Annotated in this window: 17 protein-coding genes and 1 pseudogene; 7 read left to right on the forward strand and 11 right to left on the reverse strand. The window is 62.0% G+C overall.

Annotated elements, in window-relative coordinates; all coding sequences use genetic code 11:
* Window positions 1-1,622: 1,622 nt before the first annotated feature.
* The 3 genes and pseudogenes from DLM46_RS32195 (at window position 1,623) to DLM46_RS32210 (ending at window position 5,974) form a co-directional block, all read left to right on the forward strand.
* A pseudogene (locus tag DLM46_RS32195) lies at window positions 1,623-2,638 on the forward strand (IS110 family RNA-guided transposase).
* A gap of 886 nt (window positions 2,639-3,524) precedes the next feature.
* Window positions 3,525-5,021 (forward strand): group II intron reverse transcriptase/maturase, encoded by a 1,497-nt coding sequence (gene ltrA / locus DLM46_RS32205; RefSeq protein ID WP_115107664.1) that lies wholly within the window; start codon window positions 3,525-3,527, stop codon window positions 5,019-5,021.
* Window positions 5,022-5,113: 92 nt separating this feature from the next.
* Window positions 5,114-5,974, forward strand: coding sequence for an IS110 family transposase (locus DLM46_RS32210; protein ID WP_425274036.1), 861 nt, complete (start codon window positions 5,114-5,116; stop codon window positions 5,972-5,974).
* 115 nt (window positions 5,975-6,089) lie between these two features.
* Here the strand turns inward: DLM46_RS32210 and DLM46_RS32215 are convergent, their stop codons facing one another.
* Window positions 6,090-6,917, reverse strand: a complete 828-nt coding sequence (locus DLM46_RS32215) for a response regulator transcription factor (RefSeq protein ID WP_165848093.1) — start codon at window positions 6,915-6,917, stop codon at window positions 6,090-6,092.
* 483 nt (window positions 6,918-7,400) lie between these two features.
* A complete protein-coding gene (locus tag DLM46_RS32220) occupies window positions 7,401-9,356 on the reverse strand; it encodes a type III effector protein (protein ID WP_115107666.1) in 1,956 nt (651 codons plus the stop codon).
* Window positions 9,357-9,631: 275 nt separating this feature from the next.
* Here DLM46_RS32220 and DLM46_RS32225 point away from each other — a divergent pair, with 275 nt between their 5' ends.
* Complete coding sequence (locus DLM46_RS32225) at window positions 9,632-10,129, forward strand: lytic transglycosylase domain-containing protein (protein WP_165848094.1); 498 nt, start codon at window positions 9,632-9,634, stop codon at window positions 10,127-10,129.
* Window positions 10,130-10,459: 330 nt separating this feature from the next.
* Window positions 10,460-11,818, forward strand: a complete 1,359-nt coding sequence (locus tag DLM46_RS32230) for an RNA polymerase sigma factor (protein WP_115107667.1) — start codon at window positions 10,460-10,462, stop codon at window positions 11,816-11,818.
* A gap of 56 nt (window positions 11,819-11,874) precedes the next feature.
* On the opposite strand, the gene DLM46_RS32235 is transcribed toward DLM46_RS32230, so the two are convergent.
* The 5 genes from DLM46_RS32235 to DLM46_RS32255 all read right to left on the reverse strand — a co-directional run bounded on the left by DLM46_RS32235 (window position 11,875) and on the right by DLM46_RS32255 (window position 15,760).
* The gene (locus tag DLM46_RS32235) at window positions 11,875-12,681 is read right to left on the reverse strand and encodes a hypothetical protein (protein ID WP_115107668.1); all 807 of its coding nucleotides are present in this window, start codon (window positions 12,679-12,681) and stop codon (window positions 11,875-11,877) included.
* A 158-nt stretch (window positions 12,682-12,839) separates the two neighbouring features.
* Window positions 12,840-13,565 carry a TorF family putative porin gene (locus DLM46_RS32240; RefSeq protein ID WP_133300404.1) on the reverse strand — a complete coding sequence of 242 codons (726 nt, stop codon included), beginning with the start codon at window positions 13,563-13,565 and terminating at the stop codon, window positions 12,840-12,842.
* A 229-nt stretch (window positions 13,566-13,794) separates the two neighbouring features.
* Window positions 13,795-14,466, reverse strand: coding sequence for a zf-HC2 domain-containing protein (locus DLM46_RS32245; protein WP_115107670.1), 672 nt, complete (start codon window positions 14,464-14,466; stop codon window positions 13,795-13,797).
* Window positions 14,463-15,056, reverse strand: a complete 594-nt coding sequence (locus DLM46_RS32250) for a sigma-70 family RNA polymerase sigma factor (RefSeq protein ID WP_115107671.1) — start codon at window positions 15,054-15,056, stop codon at window positions 14,463-14,465. The genes DLM46_RS32245 and DLM46_RS32250 overlap by 4 nt, the downstream gene beginning before the upstream one ends.
* 107 nt (window positions 15,057-15,163) lie before the next feature.
* Window positions 15,164-15,760: a hypothetical protein gene (locus DLM46_RS32255; protein ID WP_133300405.1), complete on the reverse strand. Its 597-nt coding sequence runs from the start codon at window positions 15,758-15,760 to the stop codon at window positions 15,164-15,166.
* A gap of 231 nt (window positions 15,761-15,991) precedes the next feature.
* Between DLM46_RS32255 and DLM46_RS32260 the strand changes: the two genes are divergently transcribed.
* Complete coding sequence (locus DLM46_RS32260) at window positions 15,992-16,945, forward strand: SAM-dependent methyltransferase (RefSeq protein ID WP_115107673.1); 954 nt, start codon at window positions 15,992-15,994, stop codon at window positions 16,943-16,945.
* Between the two features lie 81 nt (window positions 16,946-17,026).
* Here DLM46_RS32260 and DLM46_RS32265 read toward each other — a convergent pair whose 3' ends face one another.
* A complete protein-coding gene (locus DLM46_RS32265; RefSeq protein WP_244306450.1) occupies window positions 17,027-18,493 on the reverse strand; it encodes an ankyrin repeat domain-containing protein in 1,467 nt (488 codons plus the stop codon).
* Between the two features lie 903 nt (window positions 18,494-19,396).
* Here DLM46_RS32265 and DLM46_RS32270 point away from each other — a divergent pair.
* Entirely contained in the window at window positions 19,397-21,676 is a 2,280-nt protein-coding gene (locus DLM46_RS32270) for a hypothetical protein (RefSeq protein ID WP_133300406.1), read from the forward strand.
* A 170-nt stretch (window positions 21,677-21,846) separates the two neighbouring features.
* Here DLM46_RS32270 and DLM46_RS32275 read toward each other — a convergent pair whose 3' ends face one another.
* The 3 genes from DLM46_RS32275 to mqo all read right to left on the reverse strand — a co-directional run bounded on the left by DLM46_RS32275 (window position 21,847) and on the right by mqo (window position 24,644).
* Window positions 21,847-22,272: an amino acid-binding ACT domain-containing protein gene (locus DLM46_RS32275; RefSeq protein WP_115107788.1), complete on the reverse strand. Its 426-nt coding sequence runs from the start codon at window positions 22,270-22,272 to the stop codon at window positions 21,847-21,849.
* A 10-nt stretch (window positions 22,273-22,282) separates the two neighbouring features.
* A complete protein-coding gene (locus tag DLM46_RS40655; RefSeq protein ID WP_244306448.1) occupies window positions 22,283-22,576 on the reverse strand; it encodes a cupin domain-containing protein in 294 nt (97 codons plus the stop codon).
* A 421-nt stretch (window positions 22,577-22,997) separates the two neighbouring features.
* A complete protein-coding gene (gene mqo, locus DLM46_RS32285; protein ID WP_115107678.1) occupies window positions 22,998-24,644 on the reverse strand; it encodes a malate dehydrogenase (quinone) in 1,647 nt (548 codons plus the stop codon).
* Window positions 24,645-24,917: the final 273 nt, after the last annotated feature.

Below are 24,917 nucleotides of genomic sequence, written 5' to 3' on the forward strand. Positions count from 1 at the left end.
GTACCACTTCCAGCTTGAAGCTGGCGTCAAATTGTCGGCGCCTTCTTGTCATCTATTGTTTTTCCTCGTCGATTCCGGATTGTCCTCCTATCGACCTGTCCGAGGAAATTAGACCACTACACATCAAGCGCCGCAAGCCACCCCCTTCCCATACAACCATGTCGTCTGTTCCGAGCTCGTAGTACTGGACACCCCTGTCGATCGAACTAAACATGCAACCCCCTCGGTGGCCGGAAACCCGCACCAATCAACAAACCACCCCATCGGGGGTTGCAAGTTGTTGTCACTTTAAATTGACTTAAAGTCGCGACACTCATGGGAATTGAACTAAAGTTTCAACATTATCGCTGCGAAGACACGCTCTCGTGATCGGAGTTTGTCCCGAACCCGCCTCACGTTTTCTAGGCGCAAACGCCGCTTATTTTCAGAGAATGACCTTTTTCTTCGGTACTAATTCGGCATGCGAATAATATGGGTTACGCGACGGACCGGAACGTTTCGGCGGCATGCCCCATCTCCGACACACCAATGTCCCAGGTGAGGAGCAGCGATCAATTGCAGCCAGGGCACGAAACATTGGCAGCGATGGCGCAACGACCCCAAGCTGTTCGATCAGCTGGCACACTTTCTCACGTGCATTCGCCAAAGGGTGTCGCGTCCATACCGCCGCTGCTCTCGCCGGACGGCCTCATGAGGCGCCCTACCATTCCGCCGAGGAACCCGCAGTTCTCGCTGACGGGACCAGATGATCTTGTGCCTATCGACGACCTCACGTGATCAGCCAGACATAGCCGCGCGTCACGCTCTTCACCCGTGTCCGGGGCAACCATCTGCGGAACGAGCGGCTTGTACACCTCGGGATCTTGCGACGCTGCGCTCGAACACAACCGCGCCACTGCTGGGAATCGGCTATCCGCATTGGAAGTCTTGGCACACGGCAACCCGCGGCAAGGGTTGCATCTTTACGTCAATTGTTGGCTAAATGCTTGTTATCTAACGAATTTTTGATGCGACACAGCGCTTTACGCATCGAGGTTGCAACTTTAGTAGCAAATTTGTCTCAACTCTACTTCGTTTGACAACGGCCACGTGCATGCGAAAACGGCTCCTCCCCAAATCCTCCCCATCCGTCGTCGAGCCAGCAGTATCGAGTTGATTTCCGCCGCGGATGTCATTCGTCAACTATTCCTTTTGGCCGGTCTCTGCCTGACAAGCATCAGCCCCAGTTTCGGCGACCGCGCTTAGTCGGACCGCGTCTGTGCATTCGAGAAATTCTCAGGTTAGCCACGCCGGCAGTTGACATTTTTAATTCGCGCGCAGGAACCCTTGTCCAGCAAGGCGCCGCCACATTCAATGCCGGAGGCTTGACGAGTTGACGATTTTAATGGCGCACAGTTGATAATCACTGGAAGGCCTCCTGGCCGCCCAAGGAGCGGGGCGGCCAGGGTCTACAGTTGAGATGCGAGGCTCAACCGACCCGTTCAGGAGGAATGGAATGAACGCCTCCCACCTGTGAGTGGTGGGAACAAGAAAGGTTAAGCGGACCCTCACGGGCCGACGGCATCAGAGTGCCCAGGATGGAAGATCATAAAGGTCTTCACAGGCAAACCGGAGGGTCCGAAATGAAGCTTACGCCAGTTGGGATCGATATTGCGAAGAGCGTCTTTCAGCTTCATTACATCGACGCTGAGACAGGGGAAATCGTGAACAAGCCGATCAAGCGAGCCAGGTTTCTCGAGCACTTTGCGAACCGGGAGCCCAGTCTGATCGGGATGGAAGCCTGCGGCGGTGCACAGCACTGGGCACGGGAGCTGACAAAGATGGGGCATCAGGTGAAGTTAATGCCTGCGGAGTTCGTCAAGGCGTTCAACATCCGCAACAAGAACGATGCGGCGGACGCCCGGGCGATCTGGCTGGCAGTGCAGCAGCCAGGCAAGGCCGTAGCGATAAAGACTGAAACGCAGCAGGCGGTGCTGGCGCTGCACCGGATGCGCCAGCAACTGGTGAAGTTCCGGACGATGCAGATGAACAGTCTGCGTGGTCTGCTGACTGAGTACGGCGAGGTTATGGCCAGGAGCCGGACTGCGCTGGATAGGGCGATACCGGCTGTACTGGCAAGGGTTGCGGATCGACTGCCAGCAGTACTGATCGACACGCTGCGCGAGCAGTGGACTGGACTGACGAAGCTCGACGAGCAAATTGCCGTAATCGAGCGACGGTTGCGGCAATGGATGCAGGAGGACAAGGCGGTCAAGGCGATTGCTGAAATCCCAGGCGTTGGCGTGCTGACCGCGACAGCCGTGGTCGCAACGATGGGCGATGCGAAGTCGTTCCGCTCAGCCCGGGAGTTCGCGGCCTGGATCGGTCTCGTGCCGAAGCAGCTCGGGTCCGGTGGCAAGGTCACGTTGCTGGGCATCAACGCGGCGACCCCTACCTGCGCACGTTGCTGATTCATGGTGCGCGCAGCGTATTAAGTCACGCAAAAGAGCCTAGCCCGTGGGTCGAGCAGATCAGCAGGCGTCGGCCACCGAACGTAGTCACCGTGGCACTCGCCAACAGGATGGCGAGGACAGTCTGGGCAATCCTAGCTTACGACAGACCGTACCAGAAAGGTTACGTCAGCGCGAAACCGGCATGAACGACTAGCGTTACGTAGAAGATCAACTTTTGTACAGGATGACACGTCGAAAGGTTGCGCTGGCAATCGAGTGTGATGACAAAACAGGTCGGACCGGGACTCGCCAAACCTGAATCTCAGCAAGAGCTTCGAGCTCGCTGGAGGAATGAGGCGCGAGTCAGCGGATTTCATAGTGGCCCGCAGCGAATCAGGCTGCAACAAGGCCGGATATAGTACTGCAGCCCATCCTGTCCGTCAGAACACACGAGAACCCTTCGCAAACGGGAGGCGTTCATATGTGCGACCTGAAAGTCGCTTGAGTTTCTGTTTCACGGGAGAAGTATGACTTGATGAAACCGGTTGTTCCATCAACCGTTCCCTACCTGGACATGCGGAGCCGGTAACAGCTCGGTGTGAAGCCCCGGGGACAACGTAGCCACCGGGAATCCGGTACGCTGAGCCGCGAGGCGAGGCGGAATCTGCCAGCACGAAGGCGGAGAGGAGCAAGGGATGAGTGGGTACGACCAACGTATGTGAACTTCCGCTAAACGTCGTCAGCCTCAACAAGCCAAACGTGCCGACAGGCTTGAACCAAAATGGTGTGCGGCAAGGCATGGCTCTTATATGGTGGGCCATCGTGGACGATAAGCCGCCGGCGAATAGGAAGGGTCCGCCCCGCTCGGAAACTTTAGCGGAACAGGGTAAGCCCATAGCGCTGCCGGTGACGGCAGGCGAACCGCAAGGAACGCTGTTGGCGTTGTGGGTAAAGGATCGCGGAGAAAGCGAAGGCCCGGCTGTAATGGACGGGATACGGACTGAGACATCGTCCGACGCGAAAGCGGGCAGACTTCCGCGTGGTCATTCATGGCGAGAGAACTTTGACCAATCGTTATACGGGGGAAAGCAGATGACGGAGATCGACGCGCAAGCGCCGGAGTCCGGTGCACCCTCGCGCGCTGCTCAAATGTGGGAACAGGCAAACTGGTCCCACATCGAGGCAGAGGTGAAACGACTTCAGGTGCGTATCGCCAAGGCAGCCCGGGAACGCCGATGGGGTAAGGTGCAAGCCTTACAACGTCTGCTCACCCGCTCGCATAGCGGCAAGATGCTCGCCGCGAAGCGCGTGACGGAAAGTCGCGGTAAGAGAACGCCGGGGGTGGACGGCAGGATATGGTCATCTCCGGCGGCCAGATGGAACGGGATGTTGTCGCTACGTCATCGCGGTTATCGCGCGATGCCACTGCGGCGTGTTTACATTCCCAAGAGTAATGGAAAGAAGCGGCCGCTGGGTATCCCCTGCATGCGGTGCCGAGCGATGCAGGCTTTATGGAAGCTCGCTCTGGAACCCGTTGCGGAGACCTTTGCAGACGCCAATTCCTATGGCTTTCGGCCCGAACGCTCGACCGCTGATGCCATTGAGCAGTGCTTCAGTACTTTGGCGAAACGCACCTCGTCGGAGTGGATTCTGGAGGGTGACATTCGAGGCTGTTTCGACAACTTCAGTCACTCCTGGATTCTGAAGTACATACAGATGGATAAGGAGGTTCTGGGCAAGTGGCTTCAAGCCGGATATATCGATGAGGGAACCCTGTTCGAGTCGCGGGCCGGTACACCCCAGGGAGGGGTTATCTCGCCCGTGATCGCGAACATGGCACTGGACGGTCTTGAAGCGGCTGTTTACGCAAGCGAGAATTTGCGTAAGCCCGGACGAAGCAGGACCAAACTCCACGTCGTTCGTTATGCCGATGACTTTGTGGTGACCTGCACCTCGAAAGAAGTGCTCGAATCCAAGGTTCTTCCCGCGGTCCGCCGTTTCCTGTCGGATCGTGGTCTGGAACTCTCGGAGGAAAAAACCAGGATCACGAACATAGCGGACGGTTTCGACTTCCTCGGCCAGAACGTACGAAAGTACGGCGGCAAGCTGCTGATCAAGCCAGCGAAGAAGAGCATCAAATCGCTGCTTGATAAGGTCAGGGAAATCGTCAAAGGCAACGCGAGTGCCACGCAGGAAGCGTTGATACGAACGCTCAACCCGGTTATCCGGGGATGGGCCATGTATCACCGTCACGTTGTGGCGAAAGCGACCTTCTCATTGGTAGACTCGCACATCTGGCAACTGCTCTGGAAATGGGCAACGCATCGGCACCCCACGAAAGGAGCACGGTGGGTCAGGAAGAAATACTTCCGGGTAGATGGATGTCGCTCATGGGTCTTCGCTACGGTCGATCCGGCCTACGGCGGTAATGGCCTGAAACTCTTCCGTGCATCGACGGTCCCGATTACCAGGCACGTCAAGATTCGCAGCATGACACAGCCATTCGATCCCGAGTGGGACGACTACCTCATCCGCCGTCGAGCCGCAAAACGCTCCATCAAGTTGTTCGGTGCCACACCATGGTGCTGAAGAATGGCTTGAGCCGGATGCGGGGTGACTCGCCTGTCCGGTTCTTAGGGGAGGACGCGACGGTAACGTCGCGTCCTTACCCGACAGCTGAAATGAAGTATAGCGGCATCGATCTGCACTCGAACAACGCCGTGGTCGCCGTGATCGACGATCAGGACCGAGTGCTGTACCGCAGGCGACTCACCAACGACCTGCCATTGATCATCGCGGCCCTCGAGCCATATCACGAGGACCTGCAAGGAGTCGTGGTGGAATCAACCTTTAACTGGTACTGGCTGGTCGACGGCTTGATGGGCGCCGGCTTCGCTGTGCATCTGGCTAACACTGCGGCCACCAAGCAGTACGAAGGTCTTAAGTATTCCGGCGATGAACGCGATGCCGTGTTCCTCGCGCACATTTTCCGCCTTGGGCTACTGCCCGAAGGTTACATCTATCCGCCAGCGGAGCGCGGATTGCGTGATCTCGCCCGCAAGCGTCTGCAGCTCGTACAGCAGCGCGCGCTTAACATTCTCAGTATCGAGAGCATCCTGGCGAGGCAGATGAACTTGCGCCTCAACGCCGAGCAGGTCCGTCACCTCGACAGTGCGGCCGTGACCGCACTGCGGTTGCCGGCCCATACTGAGTGCGCCCTGATGGCCAACCTCGCGGTCCTGCGCACGCTGCAGGCAGAGATCATTGCTATCGAAACTGTCCTTGATCGTGAAGTAAAACTGCGCCCCGAGTTCGAGGTCCTCAAAACCGCACCCGGCATCGGCAACATCCTTGCGGCTACGATCATGCTTGAAACCGGCGCAGTTTCCCGCTTTCCCAGCGTTGGCCACTTCAGCTCCTATTGCCGGTGTGTTGAGAGCAAACGAATCTCGAACGGAAAGAAAAAAGGTGAAGGCAATGCGAAGAAGGGCCAGCAGGAACGCCGCGCGGAAGAACAGGAGGAAGATCCGGACTCCGCGTGAGCGGCACGGAAACCCTCCCAGGGCCGCATGCGTCGGATAGGTCGGCGACACGTGTGGCCCGCCGGGCACGACGGCCCGATGACCCGATGGCCCGGACAGGCGTTCCACCAGAGCCTTACGACAGTGCAGCGGCGAGCATCATCCGCTCGGCGCCACGCAGATGGTCTGCTTCGCGCGCACCACTCTTGTCCAGACAGCCTTGCAGCGCGGCGAAGCCTGGCTCGACGCTCGCATCGAGTTCCGCTTGCGCCGCCTGAGCGACGTCGAGCTTGTAGCCGAGCGCATACACTGTCTTCAGGCTCAGCTCCGAAGTGCGCGACAGGTCCAGCTTCTTGCGCAGCTTGTAGATGTGCTGCTCGAGCGTACGCGCAGCAATCTGCTCGGTGGCGCCCCAGATGCTCGCTGCAATCTGCGCGCGGCTGAAGAATTTGCCGGGGTTCGAGAAGAACAGCCACGCAATCGCGAATTCACGCGCCGTCAGCGGAATTTCGACGCCGTCGCTGGTCGCGCGGCCGGGGTTCTTTTGCAGCAGATAGCGGCCGATCTGGATCTCGTGCGTCGTGCTGTTGGAAACGCTCCGTTGCAATGCAAGGTGCGCGCGAAACCGGACCTGCTCCATGTCGTACCGATTGACGACGTCGGTCGCGCCCGTGTCGATCCAGCGCAACAGGCTAGCCCAGCTCGACTGGTTCGTCAGCACGATCAGCGGCGTGCAGATGTCGGCATTGCAGCTGCGCCATGACAGTATGGCGCTCGTCGCTGTCGGCTCGGTCTTCGAGTCGATCAGCACCAGGTCGTAGCGGTTCGCACGCATCGCGCGCAACAGGTCGAGCTCACACGAGAACGACTCGACAACGATGCCATCTCCGGCGAGTGATTCTTCAAGATTGCGTCGAAGCATCCGATCGTCAGTCGCGATTGCAAAGAGCAGGTCATTATTCACGGGCGGTTCGCATCCAAATAAGTGACAACCTTTCCGATTACTGGCCGGCACCCCTCCTGCGATGCCGACCGCCATCCCCGAGACAGCTTGTTGTCCTCTCACTCGCGATATGTTGTTCGTCGTATGCCGCGGAGCGCGGGAACGGAGCGCTAAAAGGCCCGCTTCGTTGCGCGAAACGTCGTTGACGGTATCGAGTGAGATCTCTCTGTCCGTTAGTGCATCGGCAGGACGCGACGGATGCACATCGCGTATTTATTTTGTTGTGCGGCGCGTAAAACATGGCCTCGCAAGACAGCGCATCTTCTTTCAACTTTTATCTATTGCCCGCCATTGCCAGCAAAAAAGCCTTAAACGGCGCGATGCGGGGTCGTGCGCACGATAAGTCGCGCTGCGAGCACATGTGAAAGATTCGTGTCGTGCTTCTAACTGTCAGCTTACGGATGCGGGCGCGCGAGCTCACGCACAACGCGTAATGCTCGCGTATCAACTCAGTTCGACGCGGCGGGTGAAGCGGTTTATCGCCGCGAGATACAGCTCGGGGTCGGCGTGATAGCCCATGCCCGGAGGGCCGCTCGTCTGCGGAGGCGACCTCTCGATGTCGCCGTCCGGCGTGAGGCTCGTGGCGTCGAAGTCGCTTAACGCGAGCTTGAGCCGCACAAGGCCCGGTGACTTGAAGCCGAGGCCCTTCATGCGGCCCATCAGCCCTTTTCGGGGGTTCGCAGGATAGTCGAGCGTGACCGCGACGCCCCGCGGCTTCGCATAGTCGTATTCGAGCGTGCCCCCCTTTACCGCATGCCGCAACTGCGCGGTGTTGGGCAATTGCGGATCGAGCAGTACGAGCGGCGGCTGCTTCTGCAACCTGACGCGGCTTTGCAGCGCCGCCGTGAAGAGTTGCGCGCTGGCCCCGCCCATCGACGCCCCCGCGATGTGGTCGAATTCGACGCGATAACCTTCGCGCTGCGCGTGCTCGATCTTTTGCGCAATGATTTCCGCCGCGTCGCGTACCGCGCCAAACACCGTGCCGACGCCGCCCGTCCCGCTGACGAGCGCCTGCCGCACATCGCGCCAGTTCTCCGTTCCGCCGAAGAAGACGCGCAGCTTCACGCAGCGGGTGCCGTCCGCCGCCGTGGTTCGCCGTTCCTCGAACTGAAGATGCGAGACGTTCGACGCATGCACGAGCTTCTCCTTCTGTTCGGGAGTGAGCGCCGTGAACAGCCAGGCGTTGCGGATGTTGGCCTCGTTGAAGTGTTCAGAGACCAGTTGGATACGCGGCGGACTCGCCTGCGTGTGCTTTGCGAAGTGCTCGACGAATACCTGCGAACTGTCGCCCTGCCTCATCCCTGCGGCGACCGAGCCGATCGAAAAGCGCTGTGCGCCCTCGCGATGCCCGGGCGCTGTGAGCTCGGCCATCAGTTCGGCCAGCGCCTTCACGGCCTTGTAGTTGACGGAATCCAGCTGCGATGCGAGGGGCTCGGCGCCATCGTCGCCGGTGAAATGCAGCTGCAACAGATGCTGTGTCTCGCCATTCTTGCCTCGCTGCTGGCGCTCCGTCATGAAGCAGCCGGCCCGGCGGGCTACCGCGACGAGATGCTGCAGGCGTTCGGGCGGCAAACCGCGGCCGAATTCCAACTGCGCGATCGAAGCCGCGTCAGGCATGGGCGGCTCCTGATAGACCGCGCCGCGCAGTATGCGCCCAAGTGTGGCCGTCTGCATGTTGCGTACGTATTCATCGGCATGCGCGGGCCCAAGCCCGAGTGCTCCGGTGATCGACGAGAGCTGCTCGTCGTCGAGGTTGTAGGCCGACATCAGCACGTTGTCCATACCGTTGATCTTCGGTCCTGAGGGCAACGCGCGAATGGAGCGCGGCTTTGCTGTGCGCGCCTCGGAAGCAGGCAATGCCCCCGCGAATTGCGGCGCCGGCGCGACTTTTCCGGTCGCGCCGGGAGCTGCCGTGCGCGTCGATGTTTGCGCCCGTGTTTTCGGTTGCAAGGACATCTGTGGATCGACGCCACCTTGCGATCGCGTCGACGGCGATCCACGCGATGGCGAGCGCATGCCGACCATGCTGCCGCTGTCGCCCACCGAACGTTCGTGCGTCGCGTTGTGCTGTTGCAGGCGCGCCATGTGTGCGGTCGTCTCCGGCGTGGGGCGTTCGCGGTGCATCAGTTCGCCAAGCGTCGTACCCGGTGCCACTTCCCGGATTTCTCCGCTCGCGCCCCAGCGTTGCAATTGCTCAACCGGTGCGCGCGACGCACGTCCGTCGCCGACCGCGGCCGGTGAATGCGACGGCGATGGCGAACGCGCGCCGAGCGTGAGCAACGCGGAGTCGGTTGAACGAGCGCGCGCACGACGGCCTGTGTCGTTGCGGCGCGTCGAGGTCTCGGGCGTCGGGCCGAGATCGGACATCGAGCGTGCGTCGATCGCTGAACGGGTTTTCATGGCGCCTCCTCTGCGCGGCAGGCGGTTAAGCGAACGGCCGCGGGCACGCGGCACGATGCGCCCCGCATCGGCTGAGCATGTATTGAACGTTTGCTCCCGAGCACGTCCGCTGAAGCCCCGCGAAAAGTCGGGTCCATGCGCGAACCATGCACAACGCCGTATGCCGCCGCGCGACAGGCTTCGTTCATGCCTTCATTTTTTCAGGCCGTCACACCTGCGTTCATTGACGCGACGACCATAATCGCGCCGTCCGGCAGGATTCGAAGGAGTTCGTCATGCAGCACGCCATTCATCGTTCGCCGCTCGCCATCACCCTCGGCATGGCCATCGCGCTCATCACGCCATCCGCGCGCGGCGATTGCTTCGATGACGCCGCCGCCTACCAGCAAGTCAATCCGCTGATTCTGCGGGCTATCGCGTGGCAGGAGTCGCGCAACCGGCCCAACGCGACGCACCTCAATGCAAACGGCTCGCCCGATTACGGCGTCATGCAGATCAACTCGATTCATCTGCGCGAGCTGGCGCACGATCACATCGATCGCGATGCGCTGATGCGCCGATGCAAGAACGTGTATATCGCCGCGTGGCATCTGCGTGGCAAGATGGAAAAGTGCGGCAACACCTGGACCGCGGTAGGTGCCTATCACTCGGAGACGCCAGCCGAGCGCGATCTTTACGCGTGGCATATCGCGGCCATCGTCAGGCAATGGCACGATATGCCGGATGCATCGCCAACTTCATCACCGAATCCGACCCGCATCGCAAAAAAATAATTGCGCAAAGAATAGTTCGCGTTGCGCGACGAAGCGCAGGTTACCCGCGATCCGGACGCGAATTAAGCGAATCATTCATCGCTGAGTCACATAGTTCCCGATACATGGGACAAGACGCGGCCGCCGCTCCCAACTGCCGCGCGATTCAATAATTTCCGCGCTGTCGGGCAGGTATGCTCATAGCTGGGCAAACGGTTTGAGGCGCGGGCCATGCAACTTTCGTCAGCCCCATGGTTTATCCGATCCGTGCCTCGCTTGCCCGCATGACCTGACTTGCCGCCGTTCTTTCGTTCGGTGCACAAGTCAATGAGAAAGAAGTGAGGAAAGCGAATGGTGGCACATCTTGTCGACGAAACGCGCATTTTCTGGTCGAGTTCATCGGATCGTCCAACGCCCGCGGCAATCAGGCGCCATGGCGCACAGGCGCTAAGGCTCGCGCATCTGATCGAAGACCCGTTGCCGGCGGTCGTGTTTATCGACTGCGCGGATACCGACGCGAGCGTCGAAATAGAAAAGCTGCGGATCGAGAACGGCGATGAACACTATCTGATCCCGGTGTTACGCGAGCTTTCTGCCGGGCAAGTCGTCTCGCTCATCGCGCGCGGCGCCCACGACGCGGTGAACGACGAAGACCTGTTGAACCCGGACGCCATCATCGAACGCGCACGCGCCCAGACGAGGCTGCTTGCGTATGCGCGCGACGGCGTCACCGACTTTTCCACGCTGCAAAATCACACGGACGGCATGGTGTCGCCGGTGTTCTTCAAGGACGCGAATGGCCTGTACACCGGCTGCAACCCGGTCTTCGAACGCTTTCTCGGTATCGACCGCGGCGGCATTCTCGGCAAGACCGTCTATGACGTGGCGCCCTCGGACCTCGCGCTGACCTATCACAAGGCCGACCTCGATCTCGCAGCCGACGGCGGCGTGCAGACGTATGCGGCCGGTGTGCGCAACGGGGCGGGCATCGTGCGCATGGTTCGCTTTTACAAGGGCGTCGTCTATGGCGAGGACGGACGCATCACCGGCATCGTCGGCGCGATGCACGACATCGGCGATCTGCGCGGACACGAAACCGCGCGCCAGGAGATCGACGAAGTCACCAGCCACGTGTCCGCGAATCTCGTCGCGCGTGAGGGCTTCGCTGCCGTCGATCACGACCGGCCCTTGCTCGAGCGCGTGGCGGCGGGCGACGCCTCGGCGCTCGCCCGCCTGTACCGGCTCTACCATCGGCGGCTTGCGCGCTTCCTGACCCGGCTCACGTGGAAGAGCGAGGTGATCGACGAAATCATCAACGACACCTTCATGGTCGTCTGGAAGCGGGCCGGCGACTTCCGGGGCGAGGCCAGCGTCTCGACGTGGATCATCGGCATCGCATATCGCTCGGCGCTGCGCGCGTTGCGCGACCAGCGCCGTTCGGAATTCGAACCGTTGGACATCGACCATGCCGATACAATGGCTCAGTACTGGCACGACCATGAATTGTCGGACCTGCTATCGAAGGCGCTCGATCTGCTGCCCGTCGAGCAGCGGCTCGTGATGGCGCTCGCCTATGTGCTCGGACATTCGGTCGGAGAGATCGCGGAGATCACCGGCTGCCCGGTGACGACGGTCAAGGCGCGCATGCATCGGGCGCGCTGCAAGCTGCGAGAGACGATGGATATGTTGGGGAAGGTCAAGTGCGTTTGAGAGCGCGCTTCAAAGTGCGCCCCTGCCCCCGCAATGTTGCTGGGTGACCTCGTCACTCAGCGCCACAGTTTTCGCGGCAGTTGGACCATGCGGCCGAGCATGCCCGTGATACCGCTGCGACGCGCGCGACCTGTGGGCGTAGTTGATGTCCCGGGCGTCGCGACTGAAGCCGCGGACGATACCCTCGCGCCCGATTGCTCACGGCGTGACGGCGACCGCGCGAGCGTCGGCTCGTCAGTCACACCTGCATGGCTTTCCTTGCCTTGATCGCTTGCCTCGTCGATATGAAGTTTGCTGGGGTCCTGAAGCACCGCGATTTCTCCGGTGTTCGCCGTAGCTTCGCGTTGCGGTGAGCCGCTCTTTTCTTCCGCGGACGCCAACTTTGTGTCCCGGACATCCGGATGCCAACTCACGCGCGGCCCGGCCTCGCGGCGGGCCGCGCCCGGTTTGCGCAATGCGCTCTTCGGCCCGGTTGGGGCCGATGGCTCCGCTGGCCCCGATGCCTTCGCGCCGGTATTGACGCGACCGCTGTGCAGATCCACTTCGATCAGATCGTCGTCATACTCGGGAGCCGCTGCCGTGTTTTGAGTTCGCGTCTGAGCGGGTGACGCCGGGGCGTGCTGAAAGGCGCGCTCTTCATTGAACAACTGAAGTAGCGTCTTCTGCGGCGCGCGCTCTGTGGCCGGCAGAGGCAGTTCGAACAGCTCGTCGTCGGACTCGATCTCCGGGTTGGTGTGAGAAGACTCTGTCGTGCTCGGCTGCGCTTTGGCGGTTGCGCCGCTCGCGCCCGTCTGCGGCTTGGGCGCGGCCCGCTTCGGCACGACCTTGTTCATCACCACGGCCTGCTCGCGAGTCAGTTTCATCACGCCACCATTCGCACCGGCGCGCGGCGCATCGACTCGCCGACGCTGCTGATTGATCCACTGGACGGCGTTCCCGACAGGATCTTCCTTCGCCGTGACAGTCGCCGACGCAGCCCCGGGCGAGCGCGTCGCGGGACGCGAGCCGCCGCCAATCGACCTCAGCTGCGACAGGATTGCGCTCGCCGAACCGGAGAAGCGCGACTTCGACCGTGACCGGCTCGCATCGCCACCGGCACGCCGGGGCGCGTGAGAATCGACGAGATCGGTTGCAAGGGTGCTGGCTGTGCGCTGTGTACGCATGACGTGGCTCCACTGGAAAATTCGGCGGGCAAGGAAGAGCCATCACCTGTCGCTGCGTCGAACCGGACATCGGACGGAAGGCCGCTCACTTGACTAGTGAAATTGCCTGATAAGAGCATGCGCCCTGGATAACGCCCAGTGTGGCCGGCGGGCGAACCGGTTCGTCCACCACCGAGAAGTGGCGTAGCGGGCGACGCGAACACCGAGTCGCGCCAGCCTGCGGTCAACACAAGTTCGTCGTAATTGAAACGCGACGCGGACGGTGCCCGGGTGAACTGGTAGTGCGAGAGCATGGCCTGCGCGGTCCAGTCGCCGGAAAGGCGCCAGCCATAGCCCGCGTTGACGACGAACCCCGCGCCCGTGGTCATCGGGTCGCCCCATCTGATGGAGGCCGCCGACGCGCCCGCAAAGAAGCCGTTGCCAGGATACCAGCTCCCCGCAAGGCTCTCCGACGGTTGATGGTAGCTGATGTCCATGCCGCGCGTGACCTTGTCGGTAGCGATACCGGCCTCGACCTGCCAGTCCTCGCTGGCGGCGAGCGCGGGCCGCGGCGCAGAAAGAAACAGCAGCAGCAGCGGAAGCAACGTGGACGATGCATACCATCGAACTGGACGCGCTGACGGGCGCGCCACGCCGGCGCAAAGCGCGATCAAACGAAACCTCGACACCATCTTGTCGTTCACTGATCCGGGTGGGATGGAAAAGCAATGGCGTTATACAAGCCATCCGGCAAGCCCAGGGCGCGCGGGAACGCACCAGGCTTGCCGATCTTAACCGATGACCCCGAACAGTAAAAAAACTGACAAGGAATTGTCAGGGACCGCTGGCGCCCTCCCCGACCGGCTCCGCGAAGCGCACGCCGGGCGCGGCGCGCAACACGCCGAGCTGCCTTGCGACGTCGCCCGGAGCAACCGGCACGAGCGGCGCGAGCGAATAGACGCCGTTTTCGCTCGGCCCGCCGACAATCTGCAGATGCAGCGGCACGAGCAGCGCCTGCAGCCGGCCAACCGGCATCGCGGGATCGGCGACAAGGCGGATCGTCGCGCGCGCAGCGCCCGCATTGGCCTCGGACAGCGTGCGATAGTTCGCCGGCGCGCTATCGGCGCCGCGGCTGAAACCGAGCGTCGCCAGTGCGCCCGTCTCCAGCAGCACGATGGCCGCGAGACCGCACGCGATCGCCGTCATGCGGCCGCGCCAGGGTGCCGACGACAACGTGCCGGTGCGAACGGCCGGCTGCGCCGCTTCGTCGAAACGCTCCCACAGATGATCGAGACCGCGTTCGATGTCGGGGCCTGCGCCCTCGCGCGACGCCATCGCCGCGCACAGTGTGCGTTGCGATGCGAGCTCGGCCTGGCATCGTTCGCAATCGCGCACGTGCGCGTCGACCAGCTTGCGTTCGGCGTCGGACGCCCGGCCGTTGACGATCCACGGCAACAGTTCCCATACATGCAGATGAGCGAGTTCGCTCTCGGCTGGATTGCTCATCGAGCGCTCCCATCGATGCCGGCGAGCGCCGGCAGCAGATTGCGCAGCTTGACCCGCGCATGAAACATTCTGGCCTTCACGGTACTGACAGGGCTTTCGGTTATCTCCGCAATCTCTTCGAGCGAATGGCCCATTACGTAGGCCAGCTCCATCACGATGCGCTGCTCCGGGGCGAGCCTGGTCAGCCCCTTGGTCACCCAGTCGGTCGTTTCGTGTTCGGCGAACGGCTCGACGCACGGCCCCTCATAGTCGTGCTGCTGTTCCGCCGGCAAGCCACCCTGGCGCAGGGCCTTCAACGTAACGCGGTACGCGATGCCCATGAGCCACGTCGACACGCGCGACTGGCCGCGAAATTCGCCAGCCTTCTGCCAGACGATCATAAAGGTGTCGTTGATGACTTCCTCGATCACGTCGTCGCGCCGCGTGAAGCGGCCGAGAAAGCGGACCAGCCGCCGGTGATATTCGCGGTAGAGCGTGGCCAGCGCGGACCTGTCCGCCGCCGAGATGCGCTGCAGCAGCGCGACATCCTCCGCGTCGACGCTACGCGCGGCAAGACAGACGTTGCTTGTAACGATCGGTTCCGGTGACATGTCGCTGTGCTCGCAATCCGCCAGATTGTGTGGATGACCGTGAGTGTCGCCGCCGCCGCGAAAAGTTGCGAGCGATGCAAAAATAATTGTTCGGGCCCCACCAGCGGTCAGGCGCGCCGCAGATGCGCCGGGCCCGCACGTCCGCAGATTTCGTCTTGTGGTGGGCCTACATTACGGTCAGCTTCCGCATGCATATCGCAAGGCGGCACGAAAGCCGCGCCATCGCGTCCGCGCATTTCGAAATACGGCGCACCGGGCGGGTGGGTGTCGACAATCTGAAAGGCGCCGGTGCTGTTGAAAACGATCACATGCGCAATGAGAACGATTTGCACTGAGCCGTCCGCATGGTGAAGTGCCGAGTCGCTGGTGAGTTCCGGCATGCGCCACGCGCCAAGATTCGCGCGCGCCATGGCCTGGATGATTTCGGCGCGCGCCTCTTCAATAGTCGACGGCGGCGGGCTGATCCTGCCCAGTTCGTGACGCAGGCGATGCAGCCGCTCGCGCGTTTGCGGCGTACGCATCAGCTTGGGGCGGTCCATCGGGCGTTGCCTGCAGTGCGCGGCCGTCGACTTCAATGCTGCGAAGCCGGGAGCCAGCTTCGCCCTGGAATGCGCGGGCATTCGTGCGACGTCTGCATCGCCGATTGTTGACAATGCGAGCTCAGCAAGCGCCTGAACGCCGCTTTCCGCCGATACTTTGGACATGGTGACTTCTTCAGCTCCGATCGGGTGGCGCATACCTTACGCAAAAATGCGAGCCGCCCGGCGTGGGACAGCGAAGTTCTTTCTCCGTTACCGAAGTGTCGGCGTCGATCCGCCGATTGCCATCTTTTCGCGCGGCGCGGTCCGCGGAACTGCGATACAGTGCGAAGCCCCGATGGCAGCCAACGACACCACGGCATGCCGCACATCGAACATCGCTCTAGAGGACCAGTAATGACGAAAGCAGATCAAGCCGCAATTGAAGCCAACGCCGATGACCGATTGATTTCTCACGGCGGCAACGCGAAGAGCGGGTATGAAGACCGGCTGCGGACCATCGTCGAGAGATTGCGCGGCGCGGGAGACATACCCGGCGCCACCGTCGAGCAACAGATCGCGCTCGCGAACGAGTTGTCCGGCTTCGAACTCGGCAGGTTTCTGCTCGAGCATCGCGGCTTGAATGCTGACTGGACGCATCGGCTGGTCACGTATCAAGCCGGCGCGGCTACGCCCGTCGCGATGACCGCGCTGGAATCGCGGATTTTCGACACGCTGCCGGCGGTGCTCGCGACGCGCGAACGCTTCGGCATTTTCCGTTGTACGCTGCAGGCACTGCTCGCGCCGGGGATGGTGCTCGCATCGGTTCCGTGCGGCGTGATGGGCGAATTGCTACTGCTCGACTACACGGGGCTGGAAGACATCGAACTCGTCGGCGTAGATCTGGATCAGGCCGCGCTGGATCACGCGGCCGCGCTCGCCGGTGAACGAGACCTCGCCGCGCGCGTATCGCTGCATCGCAAGGACGCATGGTCGTTGGGCGTCCATCGCGGCTTCGACGTATTGACGAGCAACGGCCTGAACATCTACGAGCCCGACGACGGCCGTGTCGTCGCGCTGTATCGCTCGTTTTTCGATGCGCTCAAGCCGGGCGGAAAGCTCGTCACGAGTTTCCTGACGCCACCGCCCACGCTGTCGCCGGAGTCGCCGTGGGACATGGCGCAGATCGACCGTGAAGTGCTTGCGCTTCAGCATCTGCTCTTCGTGCGCATCATCGAAGCGCAATGGAGCGCGTTCCGCACTCATGCGCAAACCGATAGCCAACTTCGCGAAGCCGGTTTCGTGGATATCGAGTTCATCGACGACCGCGCGCGCATGTTCCCGACTGTGGTCGCGCGCAAGCCGCTATGATACGGCGCGCGTTCAGCGCAACGTGAGTCGTGCCGCGTGGCGGATATGCTGCCCGGCACGACCGCTTCCTGAAATCGACACCTACCGCGCGTGGCTGGACGCAGCGGCGAGCGTCACGCGTTCAGCCGCCTTCAATGCTTCGTAAGTGAGCTTGTATTCCGGCGCGCGACGGGCGGCTTGCGAGTGCTTCAGCGCATCGCGCACGGTCGATCCGTCCGCTGTTTTCAGCAACGGATTCGCCCCGCCCGCGAGCAACGCACGAACCACGTCGAGCTTGCCGAGCGTCGCGGCAAGATGCAACGCCGTCGTGCCCGTGTCGGAATGCACGGCGTCGATTTCCGTCACCGACGGCAGCATTGCTTCCACAGTGCGCCGGTCGCCCGAGCGCGCGGCCCAATGCAACGGACGATACCCCGCGCGGTCGGGCGCGTTCGCATCAGCCCGCACAGCGATCAAGGCCGCAACGGAACCGGCGCTCGCACTCGCGGCCGCGACGTGCAGTGGCGCGAGCCCGGAGGTGTCCGCCTGATCCGCTGGCACGCCGTGCTCGATCAGCGCGCGAGTCAATTGCGCATCGCCCGCGGCCGCCGCGATATGCAGATGATTCCAGCGATATGTCGGATGCACCCAGCCGGCCTTGAACATGCCTTGGCTCGCCGCATCGCGCAAGCCTTGAACGAAAGGTCTCGCCGCTGTCCGCGTGCGCATCGCGGTGACGCCCTGCCATTGCGATTCGAGCGCTCCTGGCTCAACCGGGAAATATGCGCCACGCACGGCGGCAAGATTCGCGGCATCGCGCAACTCGCCGACCTGCGCACCGCCCTGCGTGAGCCGCGCGCCGTATTGCGCGCTCGTCAGCGGCGCCTTGCCGGCGGCTGCCTGCGACGCTGGATCGTGACAGTGCGCCTCGATGCTATCGATCAATCCATCGCGGTATTGATTGATCGACTTATGCAAATCGGCCAGTTCGGGCGTGGTCGCCGTGAGATGCGTGACGAGCGGCGTCCAGCTAGCGAGGAACTCGGCTAGCGCCTTGCCGCCGTCGCGCAATTCGCCTCTGATGATCCGCGAGCACGCTGCTTTCAACGCGTCGTCCGAGAGTCCTTCGATCACGACACCGGCATCGTGCGTCGATGCGCCGTCCGTGTGCGGAATCGGAAGTTCGAGGGTTTCGCGTAACGTTTCGCGAGCGCGCAAGACGACCTCGACGCCTTCGTCGTGTCCATACCCTCGCCCGCTTGCGGACGTGAGCGCGTAGGCGTCCACCTGGCCGAGCCGGTACATGCCGCGGCCGAGCAAAAACAATTGGCCTGCATCGTATGCGCCCCGGCTCGCATGATGCGCGTGACGGGCGGTCTGCACCTGTTGCCACATCAGCAGCGCGCGGTCCGCGCATTCGGTCAGACCTTCGCGCATGTGGTCGATGCAGGTCTTGAGGAGCGCGCCATCGCCGGACATCTCCTGGCCGAGCGCCGCCACGTCGTGGTGGAATGCGGCCTTGGCGCTACGAGGCAAGGTTCTGTCGATCCGGCTCGCCCAATTCGACATCACGTTCCGTTCATCGGATGTCAATGGGCGTCCCGGAACCGGTGCGGGATAGTCCGGTCGGGCATCGCTCACGGCGAAGATGATTCCAGGTATCGGCGGGCGCGAAAGGCCGTACTCGGCCGCGAGGTCCACTGGTTCCGGCATCGTGGGAGCCGTCGAACTGCCCGCTGCCATCGCGGGCCTTGGTGCACCCGTTGATGTGGCGGCTGTGTGGGCATCGGTGCCTGCGCCACCCGGTCGATGCAGCGAAGCCGGCAGGTTGCCGTGCAACTGGGGACGCTGCCGGGGTTGCTGCTGATGCCGCTGTGCGCGCATGGACGACGGCGTCAGCGCCGCAAACAATCCCGCAGCGCGGCTGCGCAGCGGTGAACGTCTACGTGACGGCGCGCCAGACGACGTCGATCCCGATTGATCGTGCTCCGCAGCGTCGGCTGCGGCACTCGTGAAGGGCGCGGAGGGGCTATCGACACGTTTCATGGCTGTCCTGAGATCGGTTTGGCGTGCCGGTCAGCGATGCAAGCGGTCGACAACGCACCACGGCACAAACGCGCAACGCGAGTGACGCTGCGCGCGCATGGACTTGCAGGCGGATCGCGAAAGCGACGTCTCCTGAATACGCCAAGTATCGCAAGCGCCGCGCGGCACACGATCGAGAGTCAGCGAAATCCGTATTCCGTCAGCGAACCGGTTCAATGAAGCCTGAACGGCAGGCTTGTTTCGCAGCGAGCGACTGTTGGGTTACACAGCCGCGCTGTTTCGCCGTCGTCGCCGCCTATTCGCCGTATCTTGGTTGCTTGCGGATTGTCGGCGGCCACAATCGGCTCGTCACAGGCTCATGCGTCGCGGAATCCTCTGGTTTCGCGCGGCGGCATCGGTGAGCCACCGCCCGACGAAAGGATGCATATGGTTCAGCCGATTCGATCCCCGCAACGACCTCACGACGTGCCGGAGCATGAAGCCGCAACGACCGGAGCAACCGGAGCAACTGGAACAACAAGCGGCGCGCAAAGCGGCGCACAGCAGCCCGCGCAACAGGGACGCCGGTTGCGTGCCGGCGCGAATCCGCTCATCGCCGGCTTGCCGGCGCGTCCGCCGGCGGCTGAAGGCGCGTCGTCATCGTCTTCGATCGAAGCGACGCCCGTCACGCAGCAACGGTCCGAGCCCACGAGCCGTGCCATCGTGCTCGGGGCGAGGCAGCGCGATATTGATGCGATACTCGCATTCGCCGATGAAATCCGCGAGATCGAGACCCGGTTACTCGCGCTGAAGGCACCCGCACAGTCCGATGCGCCCGACGCGCCCGATGCCCCGCCAATGTCGCAAGCCGAAGTTCAGCAGGCCATTGCGCGGCTCGAAGCGCGCGACGAGATCGCACAGCGCAGCGTCGACACGCTCGGCAAACAGTGCGAACGCGCGCGTGCGGTTGTCGAAAAGCTGAATGCGTCGCTCGAAGAAAAGTCGAGCCGCCTCGAACAATTGCATGAAGCCCGTACCGCCGACGCGCCCGTCGCAAGCATCGCGGCACGTCCGCCGCAAGCCGGCACGAGCCGCGCCGAACTGCGCGCCGCGCACGAGCAACGTATCGCCGCATTGGGGCAGCAGGTCCATCTGCTAAAGAGCAGCCGCAGCAACGCGGCGCGCGAAGTGCAAGCCGTGGCGAGCCGCGATACGCTGCGCGCTTTGGGAGACGTCGGCACCTTCGAAATGATCGACCACGTGAGTCCCGAACTCGCGGACAAGGTCACCGAATGGCTGCACGGCCTGCAGCCTGCGCAAGGCCGGCCGTCGCGCCGTCCGCCGGATCCCGAGCGTCAGTTTCAGGAATCTTTCGACACTGCGCTCGATCGCATTGTGCAAAGTGGTGCCGCAGAACCGCAAGTCAAGCCGGAAGACGCGTTGCAGGCGTTCATGGCGCTCGTGTTGCATCCCCGGCTCAAGCCGTTGTACCCCGTCGTCGAGCGCTTGCTGGTGGAGGACTTCGCCCGCAGCTTGCGCGTGTCGACGGTTGCGCGGCGGCAAGGCAAAACAATGGACCACATGAATGGGTTTCGCCGCTGGCTCGGTGTGACGCCCGCGCAAATCGCCACGCGCGAGGTGTTGCGGGTGTTCAGGAACGCGCAGCACAACCTGCAGGCCGCCGTGCAACGTCAATCGTCCGGCGTGACCTTCGGCGAGGTGCGCCTGATAGGTCCGGACATCGCGCGCGCGGCCGGGCAGGTCGAGACCGTGACCACGGCGCTCACCGCGAATCGCGCGGCGTTTCAGGCCATGATCGAGGCGGTGGAGAAACAGTTCGCGAAGCTCATCGACATCGACGACATCGAAGCACTGGGTCAACATGTGGCGCCGAAACTCGACGCCTACTACAAGGACAGGATTGCCGAAGTGAACGCCGAGCGCACCAGGCTCACGCGCGAGGGCATGCCGAAAGCGAAAACAGGTGAGTCACTTTCGGTCGGAACAGGCGCAAGCCATGGCGATATCGACCAACTGGAAATTCGCATTGGACGTCTACAAGGCGAAATACTTCAATACGCGGAGCAGCACAAGAAAGAGTTCGAGCACTACGCGAAGCTCAGCGCGCGTCACATGACCGTATCCGACGAAGTCGAAGACATCGGGCAACAACTGTCGGCTCATCGCCAGACGCTGAAGGATTTGCGTGATGGAAGTAAAATCCAGATGCGGCAGCGTACGGCTCGTGGCAATCAGAGCGAACCGATCGAAAACCGTCTCGGTCAACTGTGGGACAGCGTCTCGCGCGAACCGGCGCTATTGCGAGTAATTTCGCGCGGCGCGCTGGAACGCGTGATCAAGGTGCACGTCGAACAGACATCCGGGCAGATGCACGCGCGGATGAGCAAGGTGATGCGCACGGGCACGTTCGTTTCGCGCGCCGGCTTACTGCGCGTGATTGCCGAAGTCGCACGTCATGAAATCGAGCAGCCTCAGTCGGCGCTCGTTGCGCAAGACCGCGACGCATTCGAGCGCATTGCGCAAGGCTATCCGCGTGGGCGCATCGACGCGCTCTGCCATCATGGCCGGACCATAGGCCACGGCGTGCGCAACAGTGCGCGCGGCGTCGAGGAATCGCGTACTGGCACGAGCCAGTACGCGCTCGAATGGATACGCGGCCAGGGCGCGCGTATCAGCCATTTGCATCCGTGGATATCGCCGTATTGAAGCGCGCGACGCGCATCGGATATGCGGAATATCCCGGCACGACGCCCATGGGCAACGCCGTCAGGTTCACGAATATGTCGCGGAGGCCGCCGATGCCTGAACGCGCCACGGCCTAACCCGCACAAACGAGAAGCGTTGACCCGGTAGTCCCGATGCTGCGCATATCCCGTCTAGTGGAGTCCGTCATTGAACAGACTCCACAGCATGTCCTGTTCGATATCCCATGCCCTGCTGACTGCAATTGATGCCTCGATATCATCAACTACGATGACGACCTGGCCGTGTCGATCGGTGTACAGGACTTCGATATTGATACCAGCGTCGGCCATTCTGCGCATAAAGTGGCTGGACTGTCCTCCTACGGATTGATTGAGTCTCGGGATGAGCACATCTCGTTCGGACAATACTTGTATGTTTGCGGCGAGAAGCGCACGACGGGCACTGGATACATCCTTAACAAGGAAATGTCCCACGCCACATCCGTCAACAACGAACACGCCGCCACCTTCAATGCGCACACCTGCTCTGTCAAGAGCGTCGGCCATTTCGGCGAGGGTACCAGGACGGTCCACTAAAGCAATTGCCAGGTTCTTCATGGAAAAGTTCTCAACCACCCTTCTTCGCCACGAAGGAATCCCTGGCGCCCGGCTTCAGCACTACATATGCACGCCTCCACGGCTGATCGTCGATCAGGCGCCATTTGTGGCCGATGCCGATATTGTCCTCGGCGAGCAGGACATCTCCGGGTCGCACCACGAATGTCTCGCCCTCACGGGTAGTGAATTCAAGCGTTCCCGACAGCGTAATCACGTATTGAGACTCCGGGGCAGTGTGCCAACCGTACGAGGCGTGCGCGGGCGTTTCCTTAAAATGGATGGCGACTACATCAGTGCGATCCATTTGGTCTATCGTGCCTTCAAGCACACGCGATGCATTATCGGGCCCAGTGTATAGCTTGAACGCCCGTACCCCAGCATCCACCGAAGTGCCTGCTCCCGTGGTCGCAGCGACAGCACTACGAGCCCCCGAAATGCTCGCACCCGCAGTCACGGCGACAGCCCCGACACCCAAGGCGCGAAGCAGACCGCGCCTGCCTTTCGGTAGGTTCATTGAGCTCGCCTTCATTATCCGTTTCATGATGTTCCTCTCTGGCTGTGATACTCGCGATGAAACACGACGGGGATGCTGCGGCTCGCGCGCCGCTCCCTTCGTGTGACTTCGTTCCAATGCGGATCGGGACATACCTATCCCGATCGGTTCAGCTATCGCAAACGCCTCACCTTCCGTACAGCGGCAGGACGCTTGAGAGCGCCCATGGCGCTTATAGCGCCATGTCAGCCGCAGCCTTGTTCGGCCGGGGCGCACCCGCTCCCGCGGTCGAACGCGGCGCGACGGTGAGGTCGATCTGCGGCGGCGGCGTCAGCTGCAGCACGTCGCTGGAATAGGTCCATTCCTGATAGACCCTGGCCGGGCTGTCGTTCAGCCTGGTCCCGTAGCTCGGCACGATCTGGCGGATCTTTTCCTGCCAGGCCGGCGTCGCGACCTTGTCCTTGAACACCTTCTCGAGCAGGCTGAGCATGATCGGCGCAGCGGTCGAGGCACCCGGCGACGCGCCCAGCAGACCGGCGATACTGCCATCCTGCGAACTCACGATTTCCGTACCGAGCTTGAGGACGCCGCCCTTCGCACCGTCGCGCTTGATGATCTGAACGCGCTGACCGGCTTGCCACAGGCGCCAGTCTTCCTTCTTCGCCTGCGGGAAGTATTCCTTCAGGGCATTGAAGCGATCGTCATCCGACAACATCAGCTGACCGGCCAGGTATTCGACCAACGGAAACTCGTCGATGCCCACATGCACCATCGGCACGACGTTATGCACATTGGTGCTGCTCAGGAGATCGAGGTACGACCCGGTCTTCAGGAATTTGGTCGAGAATGTCGCGAACGGTCCGAACAGAATGATTTTCTTGCCGTCGATGATGCGCGTGTCCAGGTGCGGCACCGACATCGGCGGCGAACCGACGGAAGCCTTGCCGTAAGCCTTGGCCAGGTGCCGGCTCACGATCTCCGGCTTGTCCGTCACCAGGAACGAACCACCGACGGGAAACGCACCGTAGTCTTTGGCTTCCGGGATGCCCGATGCCTGCAGCAGGTGCAGCGCACCACCGCCTGCACCGATGAACACAAACTTCGCGTCCACGTCCTGCCCGGAATCACCGGTCTGGGTCTTCACGTAGGACACTCGCCACGTACCATCGGCATTGCGTTTGATGCTTCGTACTTCACTGGAGAGCGAAAGCGTGAAATTGGGCTGGCTCTGCAGGTATCCGACGAACTGGCGCGTAATCTCGCCGAAGTTCACGTCGGTGCCCACGGGGGACCAGGTCGCCGCGACCTTCTGCGCGGGGTCGCGCCCCTCCATCATCAGCGGAACCCACTGCCTGATCTGGTCGAAATCGTCCGAGTACTTCATACCGCGGAACAACGGGCTCGCCTGCAGCGCATCGTAGCGTTTCTTGAGGAAACGGACGTTGTCGTCTCCCCAGACGAAGCTCATGTGCGGAGTCGAATTAATGAACGATCGCGGATTCCTGAGCACATCGTTCCTGACCTGCCAGGCCCAGAACTGGCGCGACACCTGAAAGGCCTCGTTGATTTCGACGGCCTTCGAAATGTCGATCGTGCCGTCCGGCTTCTCGGGCGTGTAGTTGAGTTCGGCCAACGCGGAATGTCCCGTGCCCGCATTGTTCCAGCCATTCGAGCTTTCCTTGGCCACGCCGTCGAGGCGCTCGATCATCATGATCGACCAGTCGGGCTGGAGCTCATGGAGCCATACGCCCAACGTCGAACTCATGATGCCGCCGCCCACCAGCAGGACATCGACCTTTTTCGTCTCGCCAGCCTGCGCGGAAAGCGCGCTCACCGAAAGAACCAACCCCAACAATACCGCTCTTGTCGTCTTGACCACTGTGAACAATCCTTCTCAATATGCACAAAGTCTTTGTCGAGGTTTCGAATTGGACGCCTCATGGCCTCATGGCCGTTCTTCGTGCAACAACTCGCCCAGTCGGCGCCCCGATCAGGAATGCGATGGCGTTGCGACCTGATCGGCTGGCACCTGCCTGCAGCCGGTGGTACTGCTCAGGTGCACGGGTGACGGTTTGCTGGTCGCTTCGCCACCACGCATGCGCTTGATGGCGGCCGCAATATCGCCGCGGCGATGAGCCTCGGCATTCTGCGG

The organism is Paraburkholderia lacunae, assembly GCF_003353175.1.
In the GTDB taxonomy this organism is placed as follows: Bacteria; Pseudomonadota; Gammaproteobacteria; order Burkholderiales; family Burkholderiaceae; genus Paraburkholderia; species Paraburkholderia lacunae.

Excerpts from the sequence above, each read along its gene's own strand:
- ltrA (WP_115107664.1), top strand. The coding sequence starts at position 3,525 with ATGACGGAGATCGACGCGCAAGCGCCGGAGTCCGGTGCACCCTCGCGC.
- DLM46_RS32210 (WP_425274036.1), top strand. The coding sequence starts at position 5,114 with ATGAAGTATAGCGGCATCGATCTGCACTCGAACAACGCCGTGGTCGCC.
- DLM46_RS32220 (WP_115107666.1), bottom strand. The coding sequence starts at position 9,356 with ATGAAAACCCGTTCAGCGATCGACGCACGCTCGATGTCCGATCTCGGC.
- DLM46_RS32225 (WP_165848094.1), top strand. The coding sequence starts at position 9,632 with ATGCAGCACGCCATTCATCGTTCGCCGCTCGCCATCACCCTCGGCATG.
- DLM46_RS32230 (WP_115107667.1), top strand. The coding sequence starts at position 10,460 with ATGGTGGCACATCTTGTCGACGAAACGCGCATTTTCTGGTCGAGTTCA.
- DLM46_RS32235 (WP_115107668.1), bottom strand. The coding sequence starts at position 12,681 with ATGAAACTGACTCGCGAGCAGGCCGTGGTGATGAACAAGGTCGTGCCG.
- DLM46_RS32245 (WP_115107670.1), bottom strand. The coding sequence starts at position 14,466 with ATGAGCAATCCAGCCGAGAGCGAACTCGCTCATCTGCATGTATGGGAA.
- DLM46_RS32250 (WP_115107671.1), bottom strand. The coding sequence starts at position 15,056 with ATGTCACCGGAACCGATCGTTACAAGCAACGTCTGTCTTGCCGCGCGT.
- DLM46_RS32255 (WP_133300405.1), bottom strand. The coding sequence starts at position 15,760 with ATGTCCAAAGTATCGGCGGAAAGCGGCGTTCAGGCGCTTGCTGAGCTC.
- DLM46_RS32260 (WP_115107673.1), top strand. The coding sequence starts at position 15,992 with ATGACGAAAGCAGATCAAGCCGCAATTGAAGCCAACGCCGATGACCGA.
- DLM46_RS32265 (WP_244306450.1), bottom strand. The coding sequence starts at position 18,493 with ATGTCGAATTGGGCGAGCCGGATCGACAGAACCTTGCCTCGTAGCGCC.
- DLM46_RS32270 (WP_133300406.1), top strand. The coding sequence starts at position 19,397 with ATGGTTCAGCCGATTCGATCCCCGCAACGACCTCACGACGTGCCGGAG.
- DLM46_RS32275 (WP_115107788.1), bottom strand. The coding sequence starts at position 22,272 with ATGAAGAACCTGGCAATTGCTTTAGTGGACCGTCCTGGTACCCTCGCC.
- DLM46_RS40655 (WP_244306448.1), bottom strand. The coding sequence starts at position 22,576 with ATGGATCGCACTGATGTAGTCGCCATCCATTTTAAGGAAACGCCCGCG.